Annotated in this window: 12 protein-coding genes and 2 other annotated features; of the genes, 1 reads left to right on the top strand and 11 read right to left on the bottom strand. The window is 37.8% G+C overall.

Going from position 1 to position 13,962, the window contains the following annotated elements; genetic code table 11:
* Positions 1-6: 6 nt before the first annotated feature.
* The 11 genes from mnmH to trpE form a co-directional block, all read right to left on the bottom strand.
* Positions 7-1,071: a tRNA 2-selenouridine(34) synthase MnmH gene (gene mnmH, locus B1NLA3E_RS13495; RefSeq protein WP_041580527.1), complete on the bottom strand. Its 1,065-nt coding sequence runs from the start codon at positions 1,069-1,071 to the stop codon at positions 7-9.
* 156 nt (positions 1,072-1,227) lie between these two features.
* Positions 1,228-2,373 carry an acyl-CoA dehydrogenase family protein gene (locus tag B1NLA3E_RS13500; protein ID WP_041581101.1) on the bottom strand — a complete coding sequence of 382 codons (1,146 nt, stop codon included), beginning with the start codon at positions 2,371-2,373 and terminating at the stop codon, positions 1,228-1,230.
* Between the two features lie 559 nt (positions 2,374-2,932).
* Positions 2,933-4,207 carry an IS110 family transposase gene (locus B1NLA3E_RS13505; protein WP_015592437.1) on the bottom strand — a complete coding sequence of 425 codons (1,275 nt, stop codon included), beginning with the start codon at positions 4,205-4,207 and terminating at the stop codon, positions 2,933-2,935.
* Positions 4,208-4,525: 318 nt separating this feature from the next.
* Positions 4,526-5,116: a hypothetical protein gene (locus B1NLA3E_RS13515; protein WP_144061482.1), complete on the bottom strand. Its 591-nt coding sequence runs from the start codon at positions 5,114-5,116 to the stop codon at positions 4,526-4,528.
* 375 nt (positions 5,117-5,491) lie between these two features.
* Entirely contained in the window at positions 5,492-6,271 is a 780-nt protein-coding gene (gene trpA / locus B1NLA3E_RS13520) for a tryptophan synthase subunit alpha (RefSeq protein WP_015594396.1), read from the bottom strand.
* 5 nt (positions 6,272-6,276) lie between these two features.
* The gene (gene trpB / locus B1NLA3E_RS13525) at positions 6,277-7,473 is read right to left on the bottom strand and encodes a tryptophan synthase subunit beta (protein ID WP_015594397.1); all 1,197 of its coding nucleotides are present in this window, start codon (positions 7,471-7,473) and stop codon (positions 6,277-6,279) included.
* Positions 7,470-8,099 (bottom strand): phosphoribosylanthranilate isomerase, encoded by a 630-nt coding sequence (locus tag B1NLA3E_RS13530; protein WP_015594398.1) that lies wholly within the window; start codon positions 8,097-8,099, stop codon positions 7,470-7,472. Before B1NLA3E_RS13530 ends, trpB begins: the two co-directional genes overlap by 4 nt.
* A 1-nt stretch (position 8,100) precedes the next feature.
* Positions 8,101-8,883, bottom strand: coding sequence for an indole-3-glycerol phosphate synthase TrpC (trpC, locus tag B1NLA3E_RS13535; protein WP_015594399.1), 783 nt, complete (start codon positions 8,881-8,883; stop codon positions 8,101-8,103).
* The gene (gene trpD / locus B1NLA3E_RS13540; RefSeq protein WP_015594400.1) at positions 8,884-9,909 is read right to left on the bottom strand and encodes an anthranilate phosphoribosyltransferase; all 1,026 of its coding nucleotides are present in this window, start codon (positions 9,907-9,909) and stop codon (positions 8,884-8,886) included.
* A complete protein-coding gene (locus tag B1NLA3E_RS13545; RefSeq protein ID WP_015594401.1) occupies positions 9,893-10,492 on the bottom strand; it encodes an anthranilate synthase component II in 600 nt (199 codons plus the stop codon). The genes trpD and B1NLA3E_RS13545 overlap by 17 nt, the downstream gene beginning before the upstream one ends.
* The gene (gene trpE, locus B1NLA3E_RS13550; RefSeq protein ID WP_041581102.1) at positions 10,476-11,849 is read right to left on the bottom strand and encodes an anthranilate synthase component I; all 1,374 of its coding nucleotides are present in this window, start codon (positions 11,847-11,849) and stop codon (positions 10,476-10,478) included. The genes B1NLA3E_RS13545 and trpE overlap by 17 nt, the downstream gene beginning before the upstream one ends.
* Before the next feature lie 125 nt (positions 11,850-11,974).
* Positions 11,975-12,214: a binding site (T-box leader), on the bottom strand.
* A gap of 40 nt (positions 12,215-12,254) precedes the next feature.
* Positions 12,255-12,504, bottom strand: a binding site (T-box leader).
* 158 nt (positions 12,505-12,662) lie between these two features.
* Between trpE and B1NLA3E_RS13555 the strand changes: the two genes are divergently transcribed.
* Positions 12,663-13,937, top strand: a complete 1,275-nt coding sequence (locus B1NLA3E_RS13555) for an MFS transporter (protein WP_015594403.1) — start codon at positions 12,663-12,665, stop codon at positions 13,935-13,937.
* The last annotated feature ends 25 nt before the right edge of the window (positions 13,938-13,962 follow it).

A 13,962-nucleotide genomic window follows, 5' to 3' on the forward strand; every position in this document is an offset into this window, starting at 1 on the left:
TTTTATTTATGGATGCAGTTTGGAAAATGACTGATCAATTATCGTAGCAATTTCATTTATCACTTCTGCTTGATTATCAGTATTAATGTGAATGAATTCTTCACCATATTCAAACAACTTATGAGTATAGCGAGGATCATAATAATATTCCAGCAGGAGTTTAATAAATTGTTTATAATTTCGATTCTCTAATTCTTCGATAATCGCAGCCCTTATTGTCAGGTCTTTTATTCTTTTTTGAATCACCGACATTTTTTCTTTAACCTGATCGTAAAACCACTGTTCCAAATAGTATGGTTCTACATATTCACGATAAATTCGTTCAACGCGGGATGCTATGGAAGCATGAATGTAAATTTGTAACCCACCTATTTTTTTATCTAGTAGTTCTTGTGGTTGAGTTACTTTCCCTATTCTTTTACTTTCGGCTTCAACAATCAAAAAGGACGATTCTTTTAACTCCATTAACCTTGAAAATAGCAAAGCATCAAAGGTTTTTTGATTATTCCCACCACCAGAGTTTCCCATTGCTCCAAAAATCGATCCCTTATGTGCAGCTATGCCCTCTAAATCTAAAACAGGATAACCTTGCTCTTGTAATTTTATTAAAATATCAGTTTTCCCGACACCAGTCATACCATGTAGAACAACTGCTTTATTTGGAATAATCGAAGGGATTTGCTCAAGAATATATTGACGATATGCTCTAAACCCACCTTCGATCCGGTATACAGGAATACCCGAGAATTCAAGGAACGTTGCGACCGCTCTGCTTCGCATTCCACCTCTCCAACAGAAAAGAACGGGTACTAATCCGTTCTTGGTCAGTTCTTTTATCTGAGATAATAAAGTTGGGATATAAGGAGAAACCAGTTCCATTGCACGCCATTTAGCATGGTCTTGTCCAACTTGCTTATAAATTGTCCCAATTTCTTTGCGAACTATATTATTAAATAAAGGAACGTTAATCGCACCAGGAATGGTCCCTTCCTCATATTCCTCTGGAGAGCGAACGTCTACAGGTACTGCGTTTTGTTTTTCAAAAAATTCTTCTATCGATATATCAATCAAGGTATTTACCCCCACATTTATGAAAACTCAATATTCCTATTGTATCCCAATATCTTTAAATTTTATAGTGGAAAGATTTCAATCCATAAAAAAGGGGGGGAACAACATACGTTTCATCTACCCAAAGGTGTAGATATAATATTTTTGATTGCTACTTCAAACAGATCGAATGGTCTCCTCAGCGAGTAACCTGATGGTCATGTCATCCATTGGAGGATTGTGAAGTCCTGCTCTGACATCTCGATAATATCGCTGTAGCGGATTTTGTTGCGACAAGCTTTTGGCACCAACTATTCGCATCGCAAGGTCCACTACTGAGATGGCTGAATTGGTAACAGCATGCTTAACAGCACCCAATAGTGGCAGCATATTCTGTCTATCTTGCTCACTAGCTTGATCCCATTGTTTTGCCACAGAATAGAGAAAATACTTAGACTGCATAAGAATCAACTCCATCTCACCAATTTTTTGTTGAACATTGGGTAGGTCACTAATGGTTCCACTAATGCTAGATGGAGAATATTCCTTCGCAAATTTTACCGAATAAGAGCGAGCAGCGTAGGCAATACCCAAATAACACGCTGGGATATGAAGAAGCCAGCCGTTCGCTTGTCTTTTTCCTGACTGCAATCGCTCAACTAGATATTCCTTTTCTATTTCTACATGATCTAAAACCAAATCATGACTGCCTGTTCCACGCATGGCAATGCTATCCCATGTTTCTTCAATGTTTACCCCTGAGACATCTCTTTGGATGAGAAAATTACCAACTTCACCATCTTCCATCGTTGCGCTTACAATAAAAAAGTCCAGAATTGGTGCCATTGTAGTAAATATTTTCCGTCCATTAATAAGCCATTTCCCATTTTTTTCTTTAGCAGTCGTAAATGGTTTACCACCTCTAGTGGGGCTACCCGTTTGCGGCTCTGTCGCAGCACCATTTATCAGCGCTCCCTGTCTAACTTTTCCACAAATCCATGAATACATTTCCGAGGTCCAAAGTCTCTTTTCTGCTAAATTTTTTATGATTCCCATATGCCACCCTATTGAAAGGGCTGTAGCTCCATCACCTTCAGCAATCTTTTCTTGTAACCTAACCATCTCGTAAAGTGAAATTCCCTTTCCACCGAGTTCTTGAGGAACAGTTAACATAGTGTAGCCACTTCGCTTCAGGTCATCTATATTCTCAAAAGGAAACAGACCTTCCGCATCCATTTTTCCTCCTCGTGTTCTAAACGTATCCTTCATTAGATTGATTAGTTTAACTCTATCCTCGATAGAATCCAATTTTAGAAAATCCATCATAACATCCCCCTCTAACAAACTGAAAAAAATAACATCTTCTTCCATTATTCCTCATTCTCTATATGCAAACAATGATAGAGGCTTAATATTTCTATTTTTTAGAAAAAGGCTCTGTTAAACTCCCTCAGTTTAATGCGATTTTCTCCCGAATGCTCGCTAATTCGCAGGATTTCATAGTCCCATATTTTGAATTAACAGTTAAGTGGAATGAATTCAGATCATTATTGGCTCGTGGAGGCATAGTGAAATAAAGGGATAAATAATAACCCCAATTTTTACCATGTGATGTACATGCTCCACGCCGCCCCTGGAGGCTTTCCCTCCCATGTCTCAACGGGTCAATTGCCCTTTCATTCCTTCGTCATGCCTACCCAAGGGGTGGAGGCCAGTCAAGCTAGATTAATGGGTCTATGCCCTTTTGTTTAACAAATCTGGTACTCCGTACATATTTATTATCCTGCGAATAAGCCAGCATTCGGTTTATACAATTCTGTTATCTAATTTATTTTTGGTGTCACATTTAAGAAATCAGATTTAGTTCAAGGTTCTATCGTAACTATGCTGCCAACACAATAATGTGGTTAACTTTTTCAGGACAGTAGAACTCATTTCGGCGAGCGATGCCCACAAAAATCCTCGCAAGTTTCCCAATCAATTTCATGATTGACTTCATTTTCTTCATCTTTTTTACTTTTACATTATAGGAGTGAATTGCTTTAAATTCCGGATTATTCGCTACAAGACTCATTGTAGCTAAATATAGGAAACGTCGTAGTCTAGACCTTCCTCGCTTAGAGATGACAATTTGACCTTTCCACTTCCCTGAACTTGCTTCAGCTAAGTGTAATCCAGCATGGCGAAGCAAAGAATTCCCATGAGAAAAACCACTTAAATCTCCTGCCTCACCTAAAATACCTGCCAATGAAATTACACTAATGCCTTTAATGGCAAGTAATTTATAAGCGAAAGGGATCTTTAATAGAGCATCAGTAACTTGTTCCTCCACTCTTTCGAGTTGTTTTAAAGCTAAATCATATTCCTCTAATAATTGTTCCAAATGAAATTTATAAGCATCAAGTGCTTGCTTTGTTCCAACTGATTTTCCAGCTACCTGAATGAGTAATAGTGCCTTTTTTAAACCAGGTTGTCTCTTCATGATTGATTTCCAACCCATTATTACTTCCTCGGGCTCCATAGTTCCTAATTCTACAGGGGATGGGAATAGACGAAGGGTTGCAATTGCCCCTTTAGCGGTAATATCTTTAAACACCTGTCGGAGTTCGGGAAATACAATATCTACCCACCGATTTAATTGGTTAGTAGAACTTACGAGACGCTTAACAACTACATCACGATTAGACATAAGAACCCTAAGTTTTTCAAATGACTCAGATGTAGGCCTAACCTCAGAGTAGTAACCGTTTTTCACCATATCAGCTATAACCAAAGCATCTTTTTTATCACTTTTAGATTGAGTATTATCACGATTTTCTTTATTTCTTTTTACTAAATAGGGATTTACCGTTACCACTTCAATATTATGCTTAAAAAGCCATTTTGAAAGATTAATCCAATAGTGTCCAGTAGGTTCCATCCCAACAATAGATTCATCTAAATTGTTTATTCTTTGAAGATTATTAATCCATTTTAATAAACTAGAAAATCCTTCTTCATTATTAGTAAATGTAAGTGGATCACCAACTACAATTCCGCGGAAATTAACAGCTCGGGCTACATGTAATTGTTGAGCAATATCTATCCCAACAACAAGATGTTTAACGGAAATTCTTTCTATTAGTTGATTTTGTTTGTTTTGCATTTTAAACTTCAAAGTAGGGTTCCTCCTTAAGGTTGAGTTTGAGTGGTGTCTTACTCATATCTTACTGAGGAGCCCTATTTTTTTCAAACTCGAAAAATAACGTTCTACAGGAATGCTAGAATGTTGATTTCCGTTCCAGGCACTCGCTTTCCGCGGGGCGGGCGGTGAGCCTCCTCGGCGCTTAAGCGCCTGTGGGGTCTCACCTGTCCCGCTTGCTCCCGCAGGAGTCTTCGTGCCATCCACTCCAATCAACACTGTGCAAAAAATCAACAATGAGCTTTAACACATCCTAGAAAAAAATAAACAGCTAATGGAGTAATCCGGTAGCTGTTAATTTAGATCTATTCCTGTTAACTTTGATAACCCACGGCACAAACTCTTCCAATCTTTTGGAAAATGTTGATGACCTTCACTTTGATATACTTTTCCCATTGTAACCAGCTTTATCGACCAGGACGGACCATCCAGTACGATTCCTTGGGGATGGTACTCACCTTCCCAATCCCAAATCCTGATTCGATAAAGATCTTTTTTAAAGATCTCCAGATTACCACCATTTTTTGGTGGTGATATTTTGTTTGTTGAAACCTTTGTCGAATCTAAATTCCATTCAAAAAAAACAAATCGATTTTTCACAAAATCAACACTAAACGTAAGTTGTGGCCCCAAACCTAAACATATATTGACTAATAACGATTGAATATCCTTTTCAGGATCAATAAAAACCACATTTTCCTTCATTTTAAAAAGGTCTTTTTTTCTTGTAATCGCTGTTTTAACTTGAGATGGCTGAATCGTTTTCTCAACGCTTTGATGAAGGCTATTTAACTGATTCATTTCCTGACATATAGAAGAAATGGACGCAGGGCCATTTTTTGCTAAAATGTCCAAAATCGCTTCATACATATACATTTGTTTCATTTCCCCCAATATATCCATCAAATTGAATTTGACATCCAGCTTAATTCCTTACCCTGAGCCTTTTATGTATAAATTATATCCGTAAAAAGGTTGAAAGGCTGTAACAAAAGACACGGTGGAAACTTTTCCAGAAATAATCTTGATTTTACAATTTTAGAATTTAAACTAAAAAAATCTTCTGAATACGACAATTTTTTTCAAAAAAATCATAGTATTCACAAGAATCGACACGATCATGGAGAAAAATGTCTAGTTTTGCGATTTCCTGAGAAATAATTATTGATTTGTCAATACTTATTTCCGAAAACATTTGTACATTTATCAAAGAAATGGGACCCATCAAGAGGTTAATGAGTCCCTTCTAAATAACAAAAGTTACGCAGTCACTGTTCCTACTGCTTTTATTAGTCTCTCAATTTCTTGTAAATTATTTTGTTCAAAAAGATCGACGATTTTACTCCCAACAATTACTCCATCACAATATTGACTTACTTCCTTGACATGTTCAGGAGTTGAGATACCAAAACCCGCTAACACTGGAATAGAGCTCAATGCCTTTACATTTTGTAAAAATGCACCTAAGTTTTCATCAAAACCATTTCTAGCGCCCGTGATTCCAGTGACAGTCACTGCATAAATATAACCCTTTCCTTTTGAGGCAATTGCTTTAATTCGGTTTACAGGACTTGTCAATGTGACTAAACGAATCAGTTCAACTCCGAATTTTTCTAAAGCCGGAACAATGATATCTTCTTCCTCAATCGGCAAATCGGGGATAATACATCCATCCACTCCTGCAAGGTGCGCCTGCTCTGCAAAAGATTGCACTCCAAAGGCAACGATTGGATTCATATAGGTCATAAGAATAATGGGAATTTGGACTTGCTTCCGAGCTACAGCAATGGTTAATAAAACATCTTTTAAGGTTGTACCTAGATTAAGTGCCCGAATACCTGCCTGTTGGATCGTGGGTCCATCTGCAACAGGGTCAGAAAATGGAATTCCTACCTCAACTGCCGTTGCTCCACTCTTTTCAAGGAAAACGAGGCGATCTATTAAGGCCTCAAGTCCTCCATCTCCAGCCATAATATAAGGAACAAAGGCCTTTTCATTTTTCTCTTTAAGTATTTGAAACGACTTTTCAATTCGGTTCATGTCCTTTAATTCCTCCCTAATCTTGCTTTAATGGCGTAAACATCCTTATCTCCTCTGCCAGAAAGACAGATTACAAGGGTTTCTTCCTTGCTCATTTTTGGAGCGAGTTTTAAGGCATAGGCTACAGCATGAGCACTTTCGAGCGCAGGAATGATTCCTTCTAATTTTGATAAAAGCTGTAATCCTGCTAAGGCTTCTTCATCGGAAATCGCCTCATAATGAACTCTTCCGATATCATTTAAATAGCTATGCTCGGGACCTACACCAGGATAGTCTAAACCGGCCGAAATAGAATGAGCCTCTTGAATCTGTCCGTCCTCATCTTGCAGTAAATACATAAAAGCTCCGTGTAACACTCCAGGAGTCCCTTTTGTAAGAGAAGCAGCGTGACGATCTGTATCAATTCCTAGTCCTGCAGCCTCAACACCATAAAGTTCAACATCAGTATCATTAATAAACGGATAAAACATTCCCATAGAGTTGCTTCCCCCACCTATACAGGCAACGATAGCGTTTGGTAATTTCCCTTCTTTCACCAAATGTTGAGCCTTTGTTTCTGTTCCAATTACACTTTGAAAATCGCGAACAATCATTGGAAATGGATGAGGTCCAGTAACAGAACCTAAAATATAATGCGTATCTTCGACATTGGATACCCAATACCGTAGTGCTTCATTCACTGCATCCTTTAAGGTAGCACTTCCCGAAGTAACGCTAACCACCTTTGCTCCAAGCAGTTCCATCCGGAACACATTAAGTTCTTGACGTTTAATATCTTCTTCACCCATGAAGACGATACAATCCAAATTTAACAGTGCGCAAGCTGTTGCTGTTGCGACTCCATGCTGACCCGCACCAGTTTCGGCTACTACTTTCCGTTTTCCCATCCGCACTGTCAATAATGCTTGCGCCAGTGCATTATTGATTTTATGTGCACCTGTATGATTCAAATCTTCTCTTTTTAAATAAATTTTTGCCCCATTTGCATACTCTGTTAAGTTTTTCGCATAATAAAGTGGTGTTTCCCTACCCACATAATCTGTTAAAAGATCATTTAATTGTTTTTGGAAATCCTCATCCTTCATCGCACTTAGATATTCTTTTTCTAATTCTAAAACAGCCTTCATTAATGTTTCAGGTACATATCTGCCACCGTACTGGCCAAAATGTCCCTTTTCATCAGGTAATGTATAAGTTGTCATTTTTCGATCTCCTCCATCTTCGAAGTATTCTTTACTTTCTCTAAAAATACCTTCATTTTCTTAACATCTTTCCTACCATCTGTTTCGACTCCTGAACTTACATCAACCATGAAGGGATGACAGATTTGGATGGCACGCTCGACGTTTCCTAAATTTAATCCACCAGCAAGAATGATTTTCTTATTTGGTAAGTCTGATCCTATAAGGAGCTCCCAATCAAAACTAGTACCGTTTCCGCCTCGATACTTCCCCTTAGGACTATCTAATAAAATCATTTCACACGAGTACCGATTGATTTCCTCAAGATCTTTTTCAGATTCGATACTCAAAGCTTTAATGACCGGAACAGATAAGGAATTACAAAATGCCGGGGATTCATCACCATGCAGCTGAACCATTGTTAATTTTGCCTTTAAAACAATTTCTTCAATCCGCTCTCTCGTTTCATTGACAAATACTCCAATTTTTTCGATGTTAGGTGGTAATTGTACAGATATTTCACCTGCAGAATTAGGTTCTATTCTTCGCTTACTTTCAGCGAAAACGAAACCAATTGCGTCCGCTCCATAAGATACAGCATGTTGGGCCGTATTTAAATCAGTAATGCCACAAATTTTTACTTTCAAGTTAAATCACCGTCCGGGTTGGTAGCTTTAATTGTTGTATTGTTTCTTTTAGGTTTTCTGAAGTCATAAACGTTTCACCTACTAAAATACCATTAGCGCCTGCCTGATTAACTCTATTTACATCCGAGACAGACTTAATACCACTTTCACTAATGATAAAAGCTCCAGTCTGTTTCACTAATGGTGCAAGATGTTCAAAGGTTTCCAGATTCACTTCAAAGGTTTTTAAATTCCGATTATTGATCCCAATTAGCCTTGCCTTCGCCGAATTAGCTTTTTTAAGGTCCTCTTCATCATGAATTTCAACCAATACTTCTAAATTCTTTGAAATTGCATAATGATAAAGCTCTACTAGTTGCTGTTCTTCTAACGCTGCAGCGATTAACAAAATGAGATCTGCACCGGCTTGTTTGGCTATATCAATTTGAATTTTATCGATCATGAAATCTTTACATAAAATGGGTAAATCCACCACTTTTCGAACAGCTTGTAGATCAGCAAAAGACCCTTTAAAAAAGGTTGTATCAGTTAAAACTGAAATCGCATCTGCACCAAATTTGGCATATAATTGTGCTTGATCTTGGGGATTTAGATTAGGATTAATATCTCCTTTTGAAGGAGAAGCCCGTTTGAATTCAGCAATAATTTTCATTTCATTTGCTTGGCGGATTTTATCAATAAATGACCTTCTAATTCGGTCAGGATCATTGATTAATTCTAACCCTCGAAGATAATCAAGTTCTGTTTTCTTTACATCAATTATTCGATCCAAAATAGTTCCCATTTATATCACCTCTTGATGAAAGCCTTGACTCATTTCAATCAATTGCTCTAATTTGGAAAGTGCTGCACCAGAGTCGATGCTTTCCTTTGCTATATGGATACCCTGTTTAATCGAATCAGCCTTTTGAGCTGTGTAAATACCAATTCCAGCATTTAGTAATACCGTATCACGGTAGACACCTTTTTCTCCTTTTAGAACTCTCATTAGGATATCTGCATTCACTTTAGCATCACCGCCAACAATTTCCTGATTATTATAAACGGAAAGCCCGACTTCTTCCGGATGAAGGATTTTATTCGTAATGGTACCATTATCGACAATGACCAAATGGTTATCTCCTTGAAGTGATGCTTCATCCATAAACCCTGCTCCATTTAAAACAACAGCACGTTTTCTACCTAGCTTTAAAAGGACTGTCGCAAACAAATCAAGTAAATCCCTGCGGTAAATCCCTAATAATTGGTAATCTAAATTGATAGGGTTTGTTAATGGGCCGATTAAATTAAAAATAGTCGGTATCCGTAAATCCTTACGAACCTTCATGATCCTTTTTACCTTTGGATGAACATTAGGTGCAAAAAGGAATGATATTCCAATTTTATCTAAAATATCTTGTGACGCCTCAGGAGATAAATTTAAATTAATTCCCAAATTCTCAAGGACATCCGCACTGCCCGTTTTACTTGAAATACTTCGATTTCCATGTTTGGCAACTGGAATTCCAACACCCGCCATGACAAACGCGGAGGTCGTGCTAATGTTAAAGCTTTTCGAACCGTCTCCCCCAGTTCCGCAATTGTCGATAACGTTAGGAAATTTACTTGTAAACGGCAAAGCATATTCTCGCATTACATTTACCAAACCAATGATTTCATCAACGGTTTCGCCTTTCATTTTCAAGCCAATGATAAATGCGGCCATTTCACTATCAGAAACTTCTTCCGAAAATAATTGCTTTACAGCATTCTCCATTTCTAATTCAGATAATGAACGTTGCTCGGATAATTGTTCAAGATATAATTTCATGTTTTTTCTCCTCTCTGATCACCTTTAAAAAATTCGCCAACATCTTTTTCCCATGAACAGTTCCGACTGATTCAGGGTGGAATTGTAATCCATAAGTAGGAAATTTATAATGCTTAATCGCCATGATTTCATGATCACTTGTTGCGAATCCCACATTTATTAACTCTTCAGGGAGCGTTGATTGTGAAATCACTAAAGAATGATAACGCATAACTTCCAGGTGTTGTGGTAACCCTTCAAATAGCCCGGTGCCGGTATGTTCCACATTAGACGTCTTTCCATGCATAATATTTTCTGCCCGCTTAATCGATCCTCCAAAGGCATACCCAATCGCCTGATGACCGAGGCAAATTCCTAAGATAGGGGTCACTTGATAAAACGCTTGAATCACTTCTACACAAATCCCTGCATTTTCAGGCCTTCCCGGTCCTGGAGATAGGATAATCGCTTCAGGTTTTAACCTGTTAATGTCGTCTATGGTTAGTCGATCATTTCTAGCAACAGAGATTTCCTCACCAAGCTCACCAAAATATTGATACAAGTTATAAGTAAAGGAATCGTAGTTATCAATTAATAAAATCATCTGGACCCTCCAAGAAAGTTTTTAATTTATGAATCGTTTCTTCATATTCCTTTTCTGGAATTGAATCAAAGACAATTCCTGCACCTGCTTGAATATGGGCTTTTTCGTCTTTTATCACCATCGTACGGATTGCAAGGGCAAAATCCATATTGCCATTGACTGAAAAGTAACCAATTGCACCTGAATATACCCCTCTTTTCACGCCCTCAAGTTCATTGATAATTTCCATTGCTCTTATTTTCGGGGCTCCCGAGACCGTCCCAGCTGGAAGGCAAGAAATTAAGGCATCTGCCGGCTTATGCTGTTCTGAAAGCTCACCACCAACTTCAGAAACAATGTGCATGACATGCTTATATTTTTCAATTTCCATATACTTGTGAACTCTAACAGAACCAAACTCGCAGATTTTCCCTAAATCATTTCGCCCCAGATCAACAAGCATTCGATGTTCCGCCAATTCCTTTTCGTCGGCGATTAGCTCCTTTTCGAAGGATAAATCCTCGTTTGGATTTTTCCCTCTTGGTCTCGTTCCTGCAATTGGGTTCGTAATCACATGTGATTGATTCGCTTTTACAAGGCTTTCAGGTGAAGAGCCAGCGACTACATAATCTTCAAAATCCAAAAAATACATATATGGTGAAGGATTTGATATTCTTAACTTTCGGTAATAAGAAAATGGATCTCCCTCTAGGTTTGCTGTCATTCTTTGTGACAAAACTACTTGGAAAATATCACCTTGTGAAATATATTCTTTGGCAATTTCTACATTGCGTACGAAGTCTTCCTTACTGGTCGATGCTTGGAAGGTAGACACCGTTACCTTTGAAGGTCCATCAGAATGGTATTCAGCCTGTATTTCCGCTTTCCGTTTTTGATTAAGCAAGACCAATTTGGTCTCATCCGTGTCTTTAAGGATTGGGGAAGCCACTAAATAAACTTTTTGCTCAAGGTGATCATAAATGATGACTTGCTCATAAAACATCAAATGAACATCAGGCATCTCCAGTTCATCATCCGGTAATAAACCGATATATTCGTATTGGCGAATCGTGTCATAACTAACATAACCAACTGCCCCACCAACAAAAGGAATGCTTTGATCAAAATGCTCATAATGAGGAATCAAATCTTTTATTATGTCAATTGCCTTCCCTTTTACAACTTCTTCTCCATTTGCTGTAATGATGTGATTAACCTCTCCATACCCTTTAACTTCCAAAACAGGATCAGATCCAATGAATGAATACCTACCAGAATTTTCATATTTTAAGGAACTTTCAAGCAGAAACTTTTTCTTTCCACTGAGTTTTTGAAAGATAGAAATCGGTGTTAACATATCGCCTTCTATTTGCTCCATGAAACCCTTTGATGGATTTAATAATTTTTCCAATTGGATTACCCCCAAGCTGCACAATATGTTTTTTTGTGCAAGTTTATAAAATTGAACGCAAAAAATCCCCTATATACACTTTGATTCTGTATATAGAGGACGATAATTAACCGCGGTGCCACCTCAGGTTGGAACAAGGTTTTCCCTTGAACCCTCTTTAGATTGACTTTACATCAATCCTACTCATATAACGGTGAAAACCGGATAACCCTACTCAGGTTCAGGATATCTCTCGTAAGTCCATTCCACAAAACCTTCATACCGGTTTCCACCACACCCAGCTCTCTGTAAAGAAGGATTTTTCGTGTACTATTCTTACTCAACGATTTGATATATTTATTTTTCCGAAAACAAAAAGAGTTCCTCGTCTTAAAAAAGGACGAGAAACCCGTGGTGCCACCTTTGTTAGCTGAAATCAGCTCACTTGAATAGTATCAAAGCGTTTGCTTGAATACCTGTCTCTTGTAACGATGAGACTCATTCGCCAAAGCCTAATAACCTTTACGGTTTTCAGTTTGGAGGCTCGAAAGTCCATTCACTTAAATCAATACGCTGATTTCCACCAACCATCAGCTCTCTAAAGTATCCGAAATAAGTTACTACTCTTTGTCAACGCCATTCCTTATATTGTATTTAATATTATAAACTTTCAGACTAATTGTCAATAGTAATTTTAAAATTCCCTGAAAATATTATTACCAATAAACAACAATTAGATTCACTTCTAGAATAGGTTCGAAAGGTCCATATTAATATTAGTAATATAAAGGTGGCTCCCTTATGGAACATATGGAAAATCTCTATTCAGAAAAGAACACTAAAACAAAGTCAAAAAGAAAAGGGAAAGACAGTGTTAAAACGCAACGTTGGGCAATCCTGTCCATCTCCTCAATTCCACTTGTTATGACGTTGGGAAACTCGATGTTGATTCCTGTATTACCAGCAATGGAAAAGGCTTTGCACATTTCCCCTTTTCAAACTAGCATGATTTTAACCGTTTACTCGATTGTAGCTATCATCCTAATCCCAATTGCTGGGTTCCTTTCTGACCATATCGGTCGAAAAAAGGTGATTATTCCAAGCTTAATCATTGCAGGAATTGGAGGGGGGATTTCAGGATTTGCCGCATGGAAGATAGGGGATGCCTATTGGCTAATTTTGCTGGGAAGAGCCTTACAAGGTGTGGGTGCGGCTGGTGCAGCACCTATTGTTCTCCCTTTAGTGGGAGATATGTTTAAAAATGAGGATGAAGTTAGCAGTACTTTAGGCCTTATTGAAACAGCAAATACGCTAGGAAAGGTTTTAAGCCCCATTTTAGGAGCTTTTCTAGCGGGAATCATTTGGTATATCCCGTTTTTAGCCTTTCCCTTCTTTTGTGTTATGTCCATTTTACTAATGGCACTTTTAGTAAAATCACCAAAAACAACAGCAAATAAAATTAAATTCAAAAAGTTTTTACTTGATACAAAAAAAGTATTTGTTAATAACGGAAGGTGGCTTTCCGCTATTTTTATCATTGGTGGAACGCTGATGTTTGTCCTATTTGGAGTGCTCTTTTATTTGTCAGAAACCCTTGAGAAAATTTACCATATTAAGGATTTACGAAAGGGGTTGGTCTTAGCCCTACCCTTGGGAGCGTTATGTCTATCTTCTTTTATTACTGGAAAAAAGATAAAAGAAAACAAAGTTTTGATGAAATGGATAACCTTTACAGGAACAGTAATTCTAACATTAGCCATTTTTGCACTTAGTTTTTCTGATGCACTTTGGTTTATGATTACCATGTTTTTCATTTGTGGAGTCGGTATCGGTGTTGGTTTGCCAAGTTTGGATGCTCTGATCACCGAGGGAATAGAAAAAGAAGAGAGCGGGACCATTTCATCTTTGTATAGTTCGATGCGATTTATTGGTGTAGCAGCTGGTCCTCCAGTAATCGCCATATTAATGGAAAACTCCGGAGATTGGATCTTCTATTTATTAGGTGGGTTTAGTGTATTCGCAGCAATCATTACACTATTTGCAATTAAGCCAGATAAAGAAACCCAAAAAGCATGATAGAACGCTCACTTGAAAAACGCCA

Origin of the sequence: Bacillus sp. 1NLA3E (assembly GCF_000242895.2) — a bacterium.
In the GTDB taxonomy this organism is placed as follows: domain Bacteria; phylum Bacillota; class Bacilli; order Bacillales; family Cytobacillaceae; genus Bacillus_BU.